Source organism: Chitinophaga sp. RAB17, from assembly GCF_052114225.1.
Taxonomy (GTDB): Bacteria; Bacteroidota; Bacteroidia; order Chitinophagales; family Chitinophagaceae; genus Chitinophaga.
Window position 1 is genome coordinate 26,025 of sequence record NZ_JBFREI010000017.1, and the last position, 19,081, is coordinate 45,105.

Here is a 19,081-nt window from a genome sequence, read left to right on the forward strand (position 1 = left end):
CCATAAATCATTTAAAACAAGCTATATGAAAAAAATAATGTTAGGGCTTAGCCTGTGTGTAGCTTTTGGGGCCAATGCCCAAAAGCGCCTGGATCTTAACGTAAAAATTCCGGGATTGCCAAATGGCGATACGGTAGTTTTATGGGGTCCGTTGACCAATACGGTGGATAAAGCAGTAGTCGCCAACGGAGCTTTCCATTTTGACGTAGATATGAAAGATGGTGGCTCTACCTACATTATGCAGGTAGGTAATGATGGGAATGACCAACATGGTACTGTACTTTACCTGGAAGCAGGTAAAATGAACATCACAGGTAAAGGGCCTTATTTTAAGGATGCAGTATTGACCGGCAGCCCCTTTGTAGCAGATTGGGTAGATATCTCTAAAAATATCCTCGATGGCGATACGTTGGGTGCACAGAAGGATGCCCTTGCTAATAAAATGGCCGCTGCGAGCCAGATTGGAGATGCTGAAGCCGCACAGGAAGCAAATGTAGCGCTGATGGCCTTGAACCAAAGAGAAGTAGATGCCAGCCTGAAATGGATCAACAGTCATCCTAACTCCGGTGTATGTTCCTACCTGGTAAACTCTTACCTGTCTGCTCTTCCAAAGAGAGATGTAATGAATATCATTGATAAATTAGGGCCGGATGCTAAAAATACGTTTACGATCAGGAAAATGATGGCCGACTTTACCGGCGGAATTATAAATTTAAAAGGCAAAGATGCACCTGCTTTTACGATGCCGGATGCCGGTGGCAAAGCCGTATCGCTGGCTGATTTTAAAGGTAAATATGTATTGCTCGATTTCTGGGCCAGCTGGTGCAAACCATGCAGAGCGGCTACACCAGGATTAGCTGCTGTCTACGAAAAATATAAGAACAAAAATTTTACAGTTGTTTCCGTATCCCTGGACAAAGACAAAACGAAATGGTTGCAGGCTGTTGCAGAAGATAAAATGGTGTGGCCACAGATCAGCGACTTACAGGCAGAAGATAGCCCGGTGACAAAAGCCTATGGTGTGAAGGCCATCCCCGCTGCTGTGTTGATTGATCCCAGTGGTAAAGTGATCAGGGTAGGTGTTGCGGCAGGTGATGAACTGGACCAGTTACTGACCGATTTGTTGAAGTAGCAATATATCCTCCAATTGATATCCTGTTATAAAAGAGACCGTTGTAAAACGGTCTCTTTTGATGTGTAATCCTCCTGAAAATGATATATTTGTTTGTAGGATCACGACTAAAAAAAACAGTTATGAAAACATTACTCGTACCGGTTGATTTTAGCACTACTTCAGAGGAAACCATCCACTTCGCTGCGGCCTGGAGTCAGCGCTATGAGTATAAGCGGGTGATTCTGCTCAAAACTTTCTACCAAAATGTTTTCAGTGATATTGTGATGGCGGCGGAATATGGTGCGGTGAGCCATGATTTTATGGAAAGTCATCGGGAAGAAGCCATGGATCACCTGGGAGCGCTGTCGCGAAAAATAAAGGATGCAGCAGATGTTAGGGTAGAAATAGCGATCAGTGAACTGCCTTTATTAAGGGCGGTAATAGAAATCATCCATGAAGAAACACCGGATATGGTGATGCTGGGCAGTGATCGTGGCAATGCAGACAGCCTTATTTCCCGCAATATTATCCCGATCGCTAAAGCCAGTCCCATCAGGGTGATGGTGGTCCCTGCAGGATTTACCTATCAACCGGTAAAAAATGCGTTGGTGCCTGCAGATTTCAATGCCCTGCATACCCTTGACAAACTGAATGAATTAAAGGCTTCCCCGGTGTGGGCAGCTACCCGTTTAATGGTGCTGAATGTAGACCCGGAGGAACATTATATTCGTCCGGATGACCAGTTCAGGGAAGATGAGCTTCACCTGCACGAATACCTGAAAAATTTTAAACACGAATTGTACTACCGGAACGATAAGGATATTCTCAGCAGCATCATCAATTTCACCGCTACCAATGATGTGCAGCTCATTATCGCCTTACCGGGTAAACGCAGTTTTCTGTATTCCCTCACACATAAAAGTATTTCTGACGCCATTTGCCGCGCCGCGAAAGTGCCGGTCATCATCCTGAAATAGGGGAGGGCGCCTTAACCGGTTTGGCCACAAACAGTAATCCAATGAACACGCCAGCTTCGGCAGCCATTATCAGCAGGTAATGTAGAGAGGCGGGGTCAAAATCTCCGGTTACCCAGAAAAACAACAAGGCGGATAATCCGCATACCATGCCAATCGATGAAATTCCCCACTTTGTTATTTCCAGCCACTGATAAGCTTTATGTACTATTTCCGTTGAGGCGGGAACGTTAGGGCCCGTTTTGCGGAGCAGGTAAATATTTTCTATGATGTCGCATAGCCAGGGCAACAACTGCAGCCATGCCAGCCATTCGAACAGGGTGGTCCCGGCAGGATTCATTTTCTCTGCTACTTTTATACATACCAGGAATATACTGCCATATGCGGCGGGCATAAACAGGAAATCTGTCCATAATTGCCCGCGTAAAGCTGATAAGGTTTTAGATCGTTGCTCTACCGGCAACGCGTATACGCCTTTGACAAGCGCCGGTATTTCATATCGCGAACCGGGGAACTCCAGGTCGAGGATACTAAATCTGCGGATCACCACATCCATGGTATAAAACTCCCGGCTCTGCTGCATCATGACAAAAGTAGTGAGCAGCAACAGTCCCATTGAAATGCATAACCAGCACCAGGCATCGTTGATGAGTGTTTCCATGTTTGGTTGTTATTTGGTGAGTTGCTTTTGTAATGCTTCCCGTTTGTCTTTGTAAGTACTCCAGTCAAATTTTTGGAGGAAGTCGCAGGCGGCATGAGCGCCCATGGCAAACATGTCTATTTTATCCTGGTCAGACAGGAAAAAGTTGAGCCAGTTGTATTTATCATCCGAGAGATCCACTTTACCGACCCCTTTCTGATATACCTCATTTTTCAAGAGGAAGTCTTTATCGTAATAATTGCGGATGGTATTGAACATGCGCCCGAGGTAGCCGGTAAGCGACCAGTTGAAGGCGTTTTCTCCTTTATCTCCCGGCTTACTGTCGTCCAGGTCTATACCGAAAGAAGGGAGGCGGGGAACGGGGATATTGGCATTATAAAAAATGCTGATCGGGAAATTGGACAGAATACCGCCGTCTACAAATCTTGCATTGGCAGGAGGGCAGCTATTATGAAAAAAGCTTTGCCAGGCCGCTTTGATCCGGTCATCGTTGTACGGGATGTTATTGATCATGTATGACTCAAAAAAGACAGGGATGGACATTGATGCGCGGATAAATCCTGCTGGCTGCATCGTATCTATATCTGTAGCAAAAAGGCTGCACATGGCAGGGAACTGGATCTTGTTCTGCGTCACGAGTTCAGAGGTGATGAAGGTCACGTCGCCTTTTAAATCATCAACGCCACTCTCGTTATATACTCTCAGAGATAGCTTGGGGCAGATAGCCGCTTTTTGATTCAGATCGCTGACCGTAACCACACCGTTCTGGAATAGCAGTTTTTTGATCCAGTCGTAAAAAACATCGCCGGGATTAACCCCAAATCCGGAATTCTTCAGTCGCTTGAACAGGTTGATGATATAGGATCCACCAATAGCGATCAGCAGCGACCAGAAGCCGCTCAGGATAAAGATGGCACCCGCCCAGGCAGAGAGAACCGGGAATTTGCTGCGTAGCCCTATCAGCACCACATCTGCTATTATCAGCAATCCGAAAAATCCCAGTACGAATAGCAGCCAGTTTTTGGCTTTACCAACAAAATCTTTTTTGGTAATAAATTTTCGGATCAGCCAGCGGGCAGCAGGGTGCCCGTCTACCAGCGAAAAGAAATCGAGTTCACAGATGGCCTGCAGCACTTCTTTTGACTTTTTATCCTGCTTGTTTTTAATGACAGTAAGCAGAGCTGTGTTGATAGCGCCTGCACTGGTACCGGCCAGCCGCAGAAAACGGATCCCCATTTCTTCCAGTATGTAAGTGTATCCTACGAGGGCAATCCCGAATACACCACCACCTTTTTGTACCAGGTTTACATACTGATTCCCGGCTGCATCTACTACATCCGATACCACAAAGGGCCTGCCGCCACTGGCGGGGTCAAAGCTTTTCTTTAAATTTTCCAGGTCCGCTTTTACCCTGTTGTCATTGATAAAATCATCAGTAGTAAGTTTGGCTTTGGCGCCGGCATTTTTAGGGGACATAAGATGATGTTAAGGGGTAGACTTCTAAATTAGTCATTTTTTTAATTCCCGGGTAGGGTGGTGGTTGCATATTCCCGGTTTAACGAGTATATTGAGGGATATTCCGTATTTCCACGTTATCCAAACCGTCCGCATATGTACCGGTCTTTCCTGTTAGTTGCCATTGGCCTGCTTTTCCTGACGCCCATTCACGCGCAGGAGATGGTTAGTAAAGCCAATGCGTTCATTCATCTGCTCAGCAAGGAGCAACAGGCACAAACGCTTTATCCTTTTGATACAGGAGAACGATATCATTTCAGCTATGTACCACGGGACGATCGTAAAGGTATTTCTGTAAATGAATTGAATGCGGCCCAGCGTAAGGCCCTCTTTGCGTTATTGAGCACTACGCTGAGCGGGGAAACGGTGAAAAAAGTAAACGATATTATGCAGCTGGACCTGGTGCTGAAAGAGCTGGAGCACCGGCAGGAAAGTGATCATTACCGGGATCCGGGCAAATATTTCCTTACCATTTTTGGTGTGCCGGCTGCCCATACTGTGTGGGGTTGGCGATTTGAAGGCCATCATGTTGCTTTTAATTTTTCTGCAGATAAAAATGAACTGGTAGCCGGAACACCCGGTTTTCTTGGCGCCAATCCCGCCATTGTGCTGGAAGGACCTCAGAAAGATAAGCAGGTATTGAAAGCAGAAACGGAGCAGGGGTTTGCCTTGCTGCGGTCCTTATCTCCCGAAGAAATACAAAAAACGGTGATAGCCACTACCGCACCGGCGGAAATTATTACTGGCGCCAGCAGACAAGCTATGATTGCACATCCTAACGGTATCCGCTATGGGGAGTTAAGCCCGGCCCATCAGCAGTTGTTGCTGGGTTTGATCAGCCTTTACGTACACCGGTTCACGAAGTTGTTTGCAGATAATATGCTGAAAGATATTCAGCAGGCCGGCCTGGACAGTTTATATTTTACGTGGGCGGGCAGCCAGGAACATGCGTTGGGCAAACCTTACTACTACCGGATTCAGGGACCTACACTGATTATTGAATATGATAACACACAGAATAATGCCAATCATATTCATACAGTGGTACGGGATCTTAAAAATGATTTTGGAGGCGATCTGTTGCTGGAACATTATAAAGCGGCGCATGAGTGAGGCAGAAGGCGGAAAGCGGAAAGCAAAAAGCTATTGTGGCGAGTGATTATTCGCGACAATAGCTTTTTGCTTTCCGCTTCGATTTATCAGCGACGCTGTGGTTTACTTTTTATTTCTTCCAGTTGAGCCGCCAGTGCTTTTACTTTGTCGGGATACTGCTCCGCCACGTTTTTTTGTTCATGAACATCTGCACTCAAGTGATAGAGTTGTGGTGCGGGATCATTACCTAATTCAATATTTACGGCGCGGTCTAACTTTGCTCCTTTAGAAGGGGCCATGTATTTCCAGTCTCCGGAAATAAGTGATAAGGTGCCGGCATGTGTTACCAGGTAAGGGCGGTTGTTGCGTGACTTACCCAGCAGTTGATCCAGCATATCAAAACTATCGGGTGCCTCATCAGGTTGCAGTGATTGTCCGGTTAAGCGGGCAAAAGAGGCAAACAGGTCCAGTTGACTGATGAGCGTATTGGAAGTGTTGTTTCCTTTCACACCTTCGGGCCATTTTACAATAAAGGGTACCCTGGCACCCGCTTCAAAAGCGCTGTATTTACCACCACGCAAAGGGCCTGCAGGTTGATGTGTACCCACCAGTTCCACTGCCTGATCTATATAGCCATCGTTGAGTACGGGGCCATTATCACTGGAAAAGATGATCATGGTGTTTTTGGTGAGCCCCAGGCTGTCCAGTGCTTTTACGATTTGTCCTACCGTCCAATCCAGCTGCAGAATAGCATCGCCGCGGAGGCCCATACCGCTTTTACCACGGAACTGGCTATGCGGATAACGGGGCACATGGATATCGCCGCTGGCGAAATACAGGAAGAAAGGTGTTTGTTTATTCTTGCTGATGAAGCCAATGGCTTTCTGCGTAATGGTGCCGGCAATGTCGGCATCTTTCCAGCGGGCGCTGTTGCCGCCACTCATCCAGCCGATGCGGCTGATGCTGTCGACGATTGTTTGGTTATGTCCCTGATGAGGATCCGGATGCATGCGCAGCTTTTCCGGATTTTCCAGACCGGTAGGATCTGTACCTATTTTATGCTGATAGTTAACGGTAATAGGATCGTTCGGATCAGCATTCACTACATTGTGATTTTCTACAAATACACAGGGCACCCGATCCAGGGTGGCCGGCATAATAAAAGAATAGGTAAAGCCTACTTCCAGTGGACCCGGCTGAATGGATTTGTTCCAGTCGATCCCTTCCCGGGTGCCCAGTCCCAGGTGCCATTTACCTATGGCAGCGGTCTGGTAGCCGGCATCTTTCAGCATGCCTGGCAATGTCCGGTGATCGGTAGGAATGATGAGAGAAGCATCTCCCGGTGCTATACCGGTATTTTTTTGCCGCCATGGATATTTACCGGTCAGGATACCAAAACGGGAAGGCGTACACGTAGCCGAAGTAGCATATGCATTGCTGAAACGTACACCCTGTTTGGCCAGTTTGTCGATGTTAGGAGTCTTAATTTTTTTCATCCCATAACAGCTTACATCACCATAGCCCAGATCATCTGCGTAGATGATAATAATATTGGGCTTTTGCTGTGCGGCAGCAGTTAATGTCAATAGCCCGCATAAAAGGCCACTGCTGATTTTTTTAATGAAGGAAGAATATATCATCAGTTAATGTTTACGGAATTATTTGAACGTCACAAGTTACTTCAGATTTGGATTGATATTGGTTTCTCTTTGTGGGATCGGCCATTTTTCATCGGTGACTGCCCTGAAAGCTTTAGTGGTTACATACCAGCGACTGTAAGGATCAACAGTAGTGCCATTTTTGCGCAGGTTCACCGCACCAGGAAATGGTGCGCCATAAAAGTCGCCTTTTAATACCTGTGCCGCCACGCCCCATCTGAGCAGATCCCAGTAGCGGATGCCTTCCAGTGCCAGCTCATTTCTTCTTTCGCGGCGCAATATGGTACGCAGGGTAGTGATATCGGTAACGGTGATGGCCGGCATGTTTACACCAGGCCGGGTTCTTATTTTATTAATGGTAGCATCCAGCAAACCCTGATCAATACCATCGCCGGCTTCCAGTTTGGCTTCAAGGTAACTGAGCAATACTTCTGCATAGCGGATAATGGGCAGGTCGATGCCGGAATTTTGAAGATCGCCGCCGGCGAAACCTTCGTAGCTAAATTTACCCATGCCAAAACCTGTGCGGGTGGCCTGTTTGGTGGTAGACAGCTGATCCGGTGACCTGGTACTATCCGGATGAGTCACATAACGGATATTTTTGAAAGGCTGGTTATTATACAACACGGTAAACTTCAGTCTCGGGTCGCGGTTGGCGGTTACATCTGCCGGATTGTATTTCGGATCGGTAAAAGAAAAAGGCGTACCATCTTTAAACTCATACGATTCCACGAGGCTGCCGAGTGGGCAATACAGATGCCATCCACCGGCAGTAGCCGGGTAAATATGTTGCAGCATCGCATTAGGTGAAAGATCCTGCAGGTACTGCGTAGCGAAAATAATTTCTTTGCTGTTTTCGTTGGTGCCGTTAAAGAGACTCTGAAAATTAGCATCGATGCTGTTATCGTTGAAGTCGATGATTTTTTTATAGGTAGCGGCAGCAGCTGCATATTTCTTTTCAGATAACTGGAGTCTGCCAAGAAAAGCCAGGGCCGCCTGTTTGCTGGCACGGCCCCGTTCTGATGCCGGTATATCTTTGTACTGTGGCAAATCAGTGATGGCAGCGTTGAGTTCATTGATTACGAATTCCACTACCTGTGCTTTGGTGGCTTTGCTGACCGTATTGGCTTCCTGTAATGAAAGGGTTTTGGTCACCAGGGGCACATCTTTCCAGTATTGCGACATATAAAAATAAGTACACGCGCGCAGGAACCTGGCTTCTGCTGTCATCCGTTTTAATTTGTCCTGGCTCACAGGTGTTTTGCCTACATTTTCCATGAAATAATTACAGCGGCCAATACGAATATAGCTGGCATTCCAGTATTCGCCTAGTATGACCAGATCCGCTGTCATGGTGCCATTTCCAAGGCGATTGATCACTGAGTTGTCGCCACGCCGGTCATATGCATTGTCGGTAGCTAATTCTATAAACAGCAAGCCATAGTACGACCACCAGTCGGTGGCACTGAATTCAGCGGCTTTTTGCATCTGTATATTACCACGATACACGCCTGTCAGCGCCAGCGTCGCATTTTGTTCGCTGGTCCAGAAGGCATCATTGGAATAATTATTCAGTGGTGATTTATTCAGTTCTTTTTTACAGGATATGCTGCCGACGCCGGATAGCAATACCAGGAAAAGATATTTATATAGAGCAGAAGATTGTTTCGTCATTTTTTCAGATGTTGCAAGCATTAAAAATTAAGATTCAGTCCCAGGGTGTAATTCGCCAGGATAGGGTAGTAGGCGCCACCGGTATTTACTTCGGGATCCCAGCCAGCGCGGTAGTTGCTCCATGTGTAGATGTTTTCTGCACCGAGACTTAAACGCAAGCCTTCTATATTAGCCCTGCGCAACAGGTCCTTTGGAAAACTATAACCTATCTGTATGTTTTTTAACCGGAGATAGGAACCATTCAGTACCCAGTAAGAAGAGGTGAGGGTATTAGCGGTACCCTGGTTGGAGATGAGTTCCAGGCGGGGATATTTGGCCTGTGGATTAGGATTATCTGCCGTCCATCTTTCGTCCATCTGCCAGCGCTGCACATTACCATTCTGATAAAAGGCCCATCCGGCATAATTATTCAGGTAGCCGTTTACACCGGAAACACCCTGCAACAGTACATTCAGATCGAAGCCTTTATAGCTGCCACCTAAAGTAATGCCGTAGGTATATTTAGGAATAGTGGAGCCCAGTACTTTGCGGTCGTAGTCGGCGGTCACTTTGCCGTCTGGTTTTCCATCGGGTCCGCTGATATCTTTGTAGCGGATATCGCCAGGTTTGGGATTAGGACTGATAGCCGTCATATCGTTGTTGGCTTTCCAGGCGGCAACATCGGCGGCATCTGTAAACAGACCATCTGTTTCGTAGCCGTAGTAGAGGCTCATCGGGTAACCCACAAACAGCGTGCTGCCGTTGCCAGTCAGCCCATTGGCCTGATGGATATTACCTACGCCCAGGTCCAGCACTTTATTATTAATTATGCTGAAGTTGGCGCCTACATTATAATTGAATTTTCCAATGCTGTTGCGATGGGTAGCGGTAAATTCCCATCCGGTATTTTTTAGTTTACCGGAATTTTGTTGTCCTACAGAAGCGCCTAATACCCCTGAAACGCTGGTAGTAGGACTGACCAGGATATCATAGGTATACCGGTCGAAATAAGAAATGCTGATGGCCAGTTTTTGCTGGAAGAAAGCAGCTTCCAACCCGAGATCTTTGGTACGGGTAGATTCCCAGTGGATGGTAGAATCATTGATGGTGGTTCTAACTGCGCCGGGAGCGACCACATTACCGATAGGGTAGTTAAAACCGGTTACCAATATATTCTGATAGGGATAGTTGCTTCCCAGGTTTTGGTTACCGAGTGTACCATAAGAGGCTTTCAACTTCAGTTCATTTAACCAATGAAAACGGTCTTTGATGAAATTCTCTTCGGATATACGCCAGCCGGCAGCCATCGATGGGAAAAAGGCATATTTATCATTTTTCGGAAAACGGGAAGAGCCATCATAACGCATATTTGCTTCAAAGAGGTATTTCCGGTTATAGTTATACTGGAACCTGCCAAAGAAGGATTTGAGTGCATATTCGGTGGCGGAGCTATTGTTGGTCTGGGTGCCGGGATCTCCCAGGCCCAGTACTGTCAGGTCATTGCTGGGCAGATTATTTCTTGCGGCAGTCAGGTCTTCGTAGTGCGTGCTTTCAAAAGAATAGCCTCCTAACACCGCGATTTCATGTCTGGCGATTTGTTTATGGTAGTCGGCCGTTGCCTGAATAGTTTTATAACTGGAAAAACCGGAGCCCTGTGAAAGGTTGGAAGGGCCCAGGAAAATATTGTCATTGATACGTTGTGTAGCCAGGAATGTTTTATCCTGTGTCTGTGACTGGGTGTATCCGCCGATGAGCGACAACTTCAGATCAGTTATCACAAACCAGTCCAGCCGGAGATTACCATTTAAATCAGTACTGCGGTTATTATAAAAAGCACCACTGTTCAGCCAGGCAACCGGGTTGCCTTTGTTTACATTACCCACTCCCCAGTCGCCATTACTCATACGGATAGGGTAATTGGGAGTATATCTGATTACATTGGAAATGATATCCTGCATGCCGGTGGCGTCCAGTGTAGCCGGGGTATTTGGTTCCTGCCGGTTGGACTGTATCATCGAAAAACGGGTATTGAGTTTGAGCCGGTCGTTGATTTTAGTTTCCAGATTCAGCCGCGCATTGTATCTTTTATAATTATTGCCTTTTACCACACCATCCTGGTCGAGGAAACCGGCAGAAATGAGGTACTGCGTTTTGTCGTTCCCGTTAGAGAGAGAAAGGTTATGACCTGTTTGCAGGAAATTCTTTTTTAATGAAGCGTCAAAATAGTTTACGTTGGGATAATTATCCGGATCGCTGCCGTCTTTGAATTTCTGAATTTGTTCCCCCGTATAAGATCCGGGCTGGGCTTCATTCATGAGGGTTGCATATTCCCAGGAATTGACAAATTTAGGAGTAGATGTAATTTTTTGCTGACCTACGTAACTATTCAAACTGATGCGGAGCTTTTTGGCGTTGCCTGTTTTGGTGGTGATCAGGATTACGCCATTGGCTGCTCTGGCGCCATAGATAGCGGCGGAAGATGCATCTTTCAGTACAGAGATACTTTCCACATCGTTGGGATCAATGTCATTATACGATGCGGTGGGAATACCATCTACCAGTATGAGGGCATCCGAAGAGGCGCCGAAGGAGCCCACTCCCCTGATTTGTATGTTATTGCCGGTGCCAGGTTGCCCGGAGCGTTGTATGACTGTCACACCTGGCATTTGTCCGGTGAGTGCCTGGGAAAGTTGTGTTACAGGTCTGTTATTTATTTCCTTGCTGCTGATCTGCGACACAGATCCGATCAGTTGTGATTTCTTTTGTGTCCCGTAGCCCACCACCACAATTTCATCTCCCTTAATTTCCCTGCGCTTCAGGATAATGGTAATGGAAGATTGGCCATTCACGGGTACCTCCTGCGTTTCGTATCCTACAAACGATACTTCCAGCGTAGCGTTATTGTCCGGAAGGCTCAGGGTGAATTGTCCTTCTGCATTGGTAGAAGTACCCCTGGCAGTTCCTTTCAGCCGGATGCTGGCGCCGGGCAGTGGAACGCCCTGCTCATCTTTGATGATACCTTTTAGTTCTGATAAGGGTGCTGATAATGCTGTACCTGCTGCCGGAGCGGCTACCGGGGCTTCCCGGATTACCACTATTTTGTCCACGATATCATACGTGAGTCCTTTAGGTTTCAGGCACTGGTTCAATACATCCCTGATATCGGCATTGGTAAAATGTGCGTCTACTGTTCCGGCCAGTTTTAATACTTTCTCTTTAAAGAAAAACTGGTATCCGCTCTGTACCTCAATTTCATGCAGCACCGTTTTTAAGGGGGCATGGGAGGTGGAGATAGAAATTTTCTGTGAATACGTTTTGGCGCTGATTTGTAAACAGAGTGCCAGTTGTAAAACGACTGCAAGCCTCATGGCCAGTATGATTTTGGTGATTCCCGGCCTTTTCAGGAAGGGGGGAGTGAACTTAGCTCCTAAAAGCATAAATTTGTTTGGTTTAGGTGAGATAATAAGTAGTTAAGCGACTAGTTTGAACTTACCTGAATACGGCCGGTAGTGCGGGAACACTGCCGGCTTTCTTTTTGGCGGATGGTTGTTTATGGCATAACGGTAATTTGTCTTCCTGTTATTTTAAAATGTACTCCATTCAATTCTAAAATCTGTAGTACCCTTGATAGTGGTACGTCTCTGGATATTTTTCCGGAGAAGCCGTCTTCTGTGATGTTTCCTTCAAAGCGTACTTCCACATCATACCACCGGGCAATTTGTTTCATCAACGCATAGATATTGGTATCATTGAACCAGAAGTAGCCTTCTTTCCAGGCCATTATCTGGGCGAGGTCTACCTGTTTACGAACACTGATGCCGGCCAGCTCACTGATTACTGCCTGTTGTCCGGGGCTCAGCAATTGTTGCTGACTGCCTTTCCGGATGCTGACGGCGCCTTCCAGCAGGGTGGTGGTGATGTCTGCTTCATCTTCATATGCGTGCACATTAAAGTGAGTGCCCAATACCGTGATGGTTCCTTTATGGGGCATTTGTACCTGGAATGGATGGTGGGCATCGGGGGCCACTTCAAAGTATACTTCTCCCGTAACTGCTACCAGTCGTTCACTGCCCGAAAAAGCTACCGGGAAACGCAGGGAGGATGCGGAGTTGAGCCATACTTTAGTGCCATCCGACAGCACCATGCTATAGTGATTTCCTCTGCCGGTGGTAATGGTATTATAGGTAACAGCGGTGTTAGCAGTGTTGCCGGAGTAAATCAGTTTTCCATTGACGAGTTGAACAGCGGTATTGCCCTGTTGAGAGAGCAATCCGTTGGAGGCAGTATCCAATCCTATCACCGTGGCATCGCCGAGGGTCAATGTGGCGTTTTCTTTACCAGGCGCAATGTCTGCAACGGGTGTTTTTACCACCGGTGCAGGATGTTTGCCGGACATGAGCCAGGAGATACCCACGAGCAGCAAAATGGCGGCAGCGGCGGCGCCGGCGTAATGCCATGCGGAGAACCTGCGCAGCGGACGGCGGTCTTGCTGCAATATATTTTGCAGGATATTCCGGGCTACATTGGGAGGAATCACCGGGTCTGCCACGGATAATTTTGCTCCCTGTTCCCGGATGAGTTCCGCAAGTTTTTCCTCCGGGGTCTGATCGATCAATGCCATGAGGGCGGCGGTTTCCTCCGGCGTGGCCGTTTGGTTATAGTATCGTTCAAAAAGTTCCTGCAGCTGCTGCTGGTCCATGGTAAAATGTCTTTCTCCATACTATGGACAAATTACCGGGACAAAAAGGGGGAGGGTATCTGAAAAAAAATTTCAGAGCAGTAAATGAATAGCCGTCATCGTAACTGCCAGTTGCAGCTTTACATGCCTGGAAATAGCGCTGGTAGCCGACTCCAGGTGTGTTTTAACGGTTTCTCTGCCGATGTTCAGGTGCGTTGCAATTTGCTGATAGGTCATTCGTTGATGACGGTGCAGCAGGTAAATTTCTTTCTGCCGCGGAGATAATTTGTCGATGGCCTCATCAATCAGCGTATAAAAAGTGCTAGTGGGATCGGTGCTTTCCGCTTCGGTGGCATTGTCTTTTACCCATTGTTCCCAATGTTTAAATTCCCTTGCTTTTTGTTGCAGGGCATTGAGTGCATGGTTGCGGGAAATGACCAGCAGGTAGGTCCAGAAATTGCGGATGTCACCCAGTGTTTCGCGGTTGTTCCAGATCTTAAGGAATACATCCTGCACGATTTCTTCCGTGAGTGTTTGTGATTGTGTGACCCGGAAGATATGTGTAGCCAGCAAAGGATGCCATTGCTCAAACAGTTGCTTAAAAGCCCGCTCATCTCCGGAAGCTATTCTGGAGATGAGCATTTTTTCATCACGCGTAGCTGAATTTTCCACTGTCAAATATTAATAGTTCTTACTGCCGGTGGACTGATGTCCGGCTTTTCTGTATTAACATAAACCTGGTGGGGGTTTGTTGGTGTTAGTTGTTTGTTCACTTTTACTCCTGTCAGGGAGTGACAATCACAAAGATGCAGTAAAAATAGTTTTTTCTTGATAAATATTTTTCTGTGGATATTATCTAATTTTGGCACGCCAGCATACCCGGTAGGACATTTGCACCGGGAACTGAAGTCCTTTTTTATGAAATGTATTGAAAAGTGATACCTCTCCGTGAAAGAGATGCCCTTATTTTCATTTAATAACCTATGTCATACCTGATGAAATTTTTACCCATCCTGCTTATGCTGATTGGCGTAAGTTATGTTTCCCAAGCCCAGCAAGTATACCAGATCCGCGCCGACAGTGTGCGTATTTACAGCAATTGTGATACGGCGGAACTGATTATTGAAAACCGGACTAAAGCGGTGCCGGGATTTTTGTTTAATAAAGGGAACGGTCGTACGGAGTTTAGAAAAATTAATTTAAAAAAGATAGATAATACGCGTATTGCTATCCCCGGACAGGATACCCTGGACCTGACAACCATGTCTGGTATGGGCGTAGACACCATTTATCGCAATGGAGATTACATTACCTATTTAAAAAATAGTACTGCGTATAATGTAAGCGCGCCTTTGTCTTCCGAAACATTGCAAAGTGTCACTGCCAGAGGGTTTGTTACCAACAATAATATCCAGTTTAATAAATCTCCTGCGAATCCGTCCAATGGGCTAGTATGGGTATATAATACGGATAGTTGGAAGATTTTTGTCGAATCACTACAGGATACACCACCTGGTAATATGGTATTTGAATCAGCTGATAACGATAATGAAGGCTGGATCTTCAGAAATATTGGTAATGGCAGTAGTAATGGAATTGTAGATGTGGCATCACTGGGCCGGGACCGGTTTCTTTATAAAGGAGATACGGTATGGCACAGAGGGAATCATCCTGCAGGTACAGCATTAGCGCCGGTATTAACCGGTGCTAATGTATTGGCAGGCTTAACCACCAATGGGGCTGGTCATGTTACCAGTGCTACCGTTCGCGCACTTACACCAGCCAATATTGGTGCCGCGCCTCAAAGTGGGTCCGCCTGGTACATACAAACGCAACAGGCAGCGCCACAAACAGCTAATTTCTATGTAGCTGGCACCGGTGCGATTTCCAAATTGAAGACCTATGGTGTTACTGGCGCAGGTCAGTTGGAAATATACGGAGGTACACTCGATCCGAATGATATAAAAAACAGGAGATGGTCTTTCACCCGTAATAACGCAGAATCGGGTTTACAAACCGGCAGCGATTTAGGCATCAACCGGCACGACTCCAATGGAATATTGATAGACACTCCCCTGAGAATAACGCGCAGCAGAGGTATCGTAGAAATGGCCAACGGGTTTATTGCCGCCAGTTCTTCCAGGATACGCGGATTAGCCACAGGAAATGCCAATACTTCTTACCTCGCATTTATGGAAAAAAATGATACCGTAAGAGCAGGATATGTAGGGAAAGTATCGTCTGTAAACGGAGATGTGAGCTTATTAAGTGACAATGGGAATATTTCGCTGGGTGCTTTTGGTGGCGGACAGTTTACGTTGTCACGAGCATTTTTAATGGTGTCAACGGGTAATATACTCCTGACGGATACAATTTCCAATATGATCAATTACGGTACCGCAGGAGTGGCGTTGCCTACACTCAGGGCCGCCAGTGCAGGTACCAAGTTGTTATTGTATTCCCGTGCTACTGATACCAGTACGAATTTTGCCATAGGCGTTGAATCCGGCGCCACCTGGTTTTCCGTGCCCCGGTCTTCGCTCGACTACAGCTGGAAATACTATGCGGGCACTACCCTGGTCAGCAGACTTACTGGTCAGGGTGGGCAGGAATGGAATGGACAGGGGCGATTTAAAGGGTGGTATACCAGTGGTGCGGACCCGGCAAACAGTCCTGCCGCTGAAATAGGGTTTACAAATGGATGTGCGACACTCATAGGCTGCAATAGGAGCACCAATGCGTATACCCCTTTGAGATTAATGGGAGGATCTACTTTGACTGATTTTAAAGTTTTTGACATAGATGCCACTGGCTATAGATTTCAACAACTTCCTAATGCCGCGGTTTTAAGTACTGATGCAAACGGGTACCTTACAAAAACACTGACTACTTCCACTGCTGCCACCGCCAATACATTAGCCTTACGAGATGCCAGCGGGAATCTTAACGCCACCGGATTTTTTCAAAGTTCCCGTGCCAGCCTGAAAAAGAATATCCGCAGTTTTAATGAAGATGCACTCGCTTTACTCATGCAGGTACAGGTGAAACAGTTTATATATAAAGATGATAAACAGGAAAATGTACGTGTAGGCATCATCGCAGATAGCACCGACTGGCATTTCTCTACTGCAGCGCATGACCGGTTTGATACCAACAGCTCCCTGGCCATCACTATGAAAGCTGTACAGGAACTCAACCAACTCCTTAAAAAAGAGAATGATGCTATGAAAGCGGAGAATAAGATATTGACCGAAAAATTAGAAGAGGTGCTCAAAAGAGTGAGTGCCATAGAGCAGTCCGTGAAGAAGAATTAATAGAAGAGGTCTTGCTGCCGGAATATTCAGACTGGCTCCGTGCATTGCACGGAGCCAGTCTGTTTTTATAAACCAGCTCTGAATAAAATGTAAAAGCTTATTTTGACTCCTGCCGCTTTTGATTACATTTACGATTAAATAGCAGGATTCCACCGTTGTTGATTTACACGATATATCACGAAGCCACTACTATTCCTGCCAGGGAAATACAAACAAATAAACAGTGAACTAAAATGAAGGCTGGTCATATGAAATCATCATTTTTAAGCGGTCTGTTTTGCCTGACATTATTGTCCGGCAAAGCACAAAGAAAAACGGATGTTTGGATACCTCCGCATACTTTACAGGCGCTGAAAGCGGCGCCGGTGGCATTGATCCCGTTTCCGCAACAGGTCACCTGGCAACATGATAACTGGCGGCCGGCAGCATCGTCACAGCTGGTGTATTACGCCAAAGACGCCGCGATGGTTAAAAATGCAGTGCAGTCTTTACAGGCATTGCTATCTGCCGAAGGCTTAAAAATTACTACCCGTGAAATGCCGGATGGTAGCCCTTTGCCGGCCCATGCCATCAGTATAAAAATAGCGCCCGCACTGCCGATAAAAGCCGAAGGTTATCAGTTGACGGTGAATAGTAAAGGTGTGACGATTAGCGGCAAAGATGCAGCAGGGGCCTTTTATGCGGTGCAAACTTTCCGGCAGCTACTCATTTCACACGCAGGGCAGTTGAGCGCATTCGGTTGTACCATCACTGATGCACCTGCCTTTGCATTACGCGGCTTTATGCATGATACTGGTCGTAATTTCCGGGAAATAGCATCACTGAAAAAACAACTCGACCTGCTGGCGGCGTATAAATTCAACACCTTCCACTGGCATCTTACGGATAATCCCGCCTGGCGGCCGCAGAGCAGGATTTTTCCACAGCTGAACGATCCTAAAAACAAACGGTCGGGCAGAGACCCGGACAGCAGCTATAGCTTTGACGAGATCCGTTCGCTTATTTCGTATGCGCGTGAACGTTGTATAACGATCATCCCTGAACTGGATATGCCCGGACACAGCGCTTATTTTGAACCTACTTTCGGTTTTAAGATGGGAACACCGCAAGGGATGGAGGTATTGGAGAAGCTGATAGATGAATTTTGTGCAGAAATACCGGCATCAGATTGCCCCATTATCCATCTCGGCTCTGATGAAGTACATATCCCGGATCCGAAAGTATTTATGCAACGTATGTCTGCCCGTGTAAAAGCAAACGGCCGTAGCATAATGGTCTGGAACCCAGGGCTGACCGGGGAAGCGGGTACTATTGAGCAGCTGTGGTACGACATAGATCCTTCCACGTTACATGCATCCAACGGGCATCCATATGTAGATTCCTATGCGGGCTACCTCAATTCAGGTAATGCGCTGAATCTCCTGCAACGGTATTTTTTTCAGCAGGTATGTAACCGTCCACAGGGTGACGCTGTTGCTTTGGGAGGTATACTTTGCTGCTGGCCGGATACCCGGGTAGTGGATAAAGAAAAGATCTCCTTACACAACCCTGTGTGGCCGGGGGCCTTGACCTACAGCGAAGCGGTATGGTGTGGTCGCCCGGGTTTTGTAAAAGCGTATATGTCGGTGTTGCCGGAAAAAAACACCCTGGCCTGGCAGCATTTTAATGAGTTTGAAAAAAGACTGGCTGTGCATAGGGATCGTTTCTTTAAAACAACGCCTTTCCCTTTTGCCGCTTTCAGCAACGTCACGATGTCGTTGATCGGGCCGTTTATCAGAACGCCGGATCAGGCGCCGGATGCAGCTTTTGCGCCGGAGTATACCGGTAACGGGTCAACGAAAATACCGGCACATACCGGTAATGTGCCTGCGAAAACAATTCCACTGACCGGAGGTGTCCAAATGATGGATGAACTGATTACCCGCTATCACCTACCGGACAGCACGGACGAAACATTTTATATCAGCACAGAACTATACAGTGAGTCGGCGAAAGAAATACACGCCTGGATTGGATTTGAAACAGCCGCCCGCTCCACGCGTTTGAGTGCAGGTATTCCGGCTGCAGGTAAATGGGACGCCAATGGTGGGAATGTATGGGTGAATCATCAGCCACTACCGGCGCCGCAATGGCTGCAACCCGGCGCCAATCGTTACCTGACGCATACCTGGGAAAGACCCGGTAATGAAATACCTTTTACGGATGAAGAATTTTTCTGGTCCCGGCCACCGGCCACCATTCCTTTGCAAAAAGGCTGGAACAAAATACTGATCCGGGTACCACGTAGTTATAAAGAACAAAACTGGCAATGTGCTTTTGTACCCGTGAAAGCAGGACCCAATGGTAGATGGGTGGAAGATATGTCACTCCGCTTTCGTTAAAATATACGCGGGCCGCAGTTATCACTAGCTGCGGCCCTTTT

The 19,081-nt window shown here is 46.9% G+C and carries 12 protein-coding genes; 5 read left to right on the plus strand and 7 right to left on the minus strand.

Features of this window, described 5'->3' with window-relative positions; all coding sequences use genetic code 11:
• Positions 1-25 precede the first annotated feature (25 nt).
• Positions 26-1,132: a redoxin domain-containing protein gene (locus AB4Z08_RS32890; protein WP_441578034.1), complete on the plus strand. Its 1,107-nt coding sequence runs from the start codon at positions 26-28 to the stop codon at positions 1,130-1,132.
• A gap of 122 nt (positions 1,133-1,254) precedes the next feature.
• The gene (locus AB4Z08_RS32895) at positions 1,255-2,091 is read left to right on the plus strand and encodes a universal stress protein (protein WP_441578035.1); all 837 of its coding nucleotides are present in this window, start codon (positions 1,255-1,257) and stop codon (positions 2,089-2,091) included.
• On the opposite strand, the gene AB4Z08_RS32900 is transcribed toward AB4Z08_RS32895, so the two are convergent.
• Together AB4Z08_RS32900 and AB4Z08_RS32905 are read right to left on the minus strand one after the other, a co-directional pair.
• Entirely contained in the window at positions 2,078-2,749 is a 672-nt protein-coding gene (locus tag AB4Z08_RS32900; protein ID WP_441578036.1) for a hypothetical protein, read from the minus strand. The two genes, AB4Z08_RS32895 and AB4Z08_RS32900, sit on opposite strands and share 14 nt — an antisense overlap.
• Positions 2,750-2,758: 9 nt before the next feature.
• Positions 2,759-4,225: a patatin-like phospholipase family protein gene (locus AB4Z08_RS32905; RefSeq protein ID WP_441578037.1), complete on the minus strand. Its 1,467-nt coding sequence runs from the start codon at positions 4,223-4,225 to the stop codon at positions 2,759-2,761.
• A gap of 135 nt (positions 4,226-4,360) precedes the next feature.
• Here AB4Z08_RS32905 and AB4Z08_RS32910 point away from each other — a divergent pair, with 135 nt between their 5' ends.
• Entirely contained in the window at positions 4,361-5,377 is a 1,017-nt protein-coding gene (locus AB4Z08_RS32910; RefSeq protein ID WP_441578038.1) for a DUF3500 domain-containing protein, read from the plus strand.
• An 86-nt stretch (positions 5,378-5,463) separates the two neighbouring features.
• On the opposite strand, the gene AB4Z08_RS32915 is transcribed toward AB4Z08_RS32910, so the two are convergent.
• From AB4Z08_RS32915 to AB4Z08_RS32935, 5 genes are all read right to left on the minus strand, one after another.
• Positions 5,464-6,996, minus strand: a complete 1,533-nt coding sequence (locus AB4Z08_RS32915) for a sulfatase family protein (protein WP_441578039.1) — start codon at positions 6,994-6,996, stop codon at positions 5,464-5,466.
• A 36-nt stretch (positions 6,997-7,032) separates the two neighbouring features.
• Positions 7,033-8,688 carry a RagB/SusD family nutrient uptake outer membrane protein gene (locus tag AB4Z08_RS32920; RefSeq protein ID WP_441578040.1) on the minus strand — a complete coding sequence of 552 codons (1,656 nt, stop codon included), beginning with the start codon at positions 8,686-8,688 and terminating at the stop codon, positions 7,033-7,035.
• Positions 8,689-8,708: 20 nt separating this feature from the next.
• Positions 8,709-12,104, minus strand: a complete 3,396-nt coding sequence (locus AB4Z08_RS32925) for a TonB-dependent receptor (RefSeq protein WP_441578041.1) — start codon at positions 12,102-12,104, stop codon at positions 8,709-8,711.
• Between the two features lie 113 nt (positions 12,105-12,217).
• A complete protein-coding gene (locus tag AB4Z08_RS32930) occupies positions 12,218-13,366 on the minus strand; it encodes a FecR family protein (RefSeq protein WP_441578042.1) in 1,149 nt (382 codons plus the stop codon).
• A gap of 72 nt (positions 13,367-13,438) precedes the next feature.
• Positions 13,439-14,017 (minus strand): RNA polymerase sigma factor, encoded by a 579-nt coding sequence (locus AB4Z08_RS32935; protein WP_441578043.1) that lies wholly within the window; start codon positions 14,015-14,017, stop codon positions 13,439-13,441.
• Between the two features lie 323 nt (positions 14,018-14,340).
• Between AB4Z08_RS32935 and AB4Z08_RS32940 the strand changes: the two genes are divergently transcribed.
• A complete protein-coding gene (locus AB4Z08_RS32940) occupies positions 14,341-16,659 on the plus strand; it encodes a tail fiber domain-containing protein (RefSeq protein ID WP_441578044.1) in 2,319 nt (772 codons plus the stop codon).
• A gap of 248 nt (positions 16,660-16,907) precedes the next feature.
• Positions 16,908-19,040 carry a family 20 glycosylhydrolase gene (locus AB4Z08_RS32945; protein WP_441578045.1) on the plus strand — a complete coding sequence of 711 codons (2,133 nt, stop codon included), beginning with the start codon at positions 16,908-16,910 and terminating at the stop codon, positions 19,038-19,040.
• Positions 19,041-19,081: the final 41 nt, after the last annotated feature.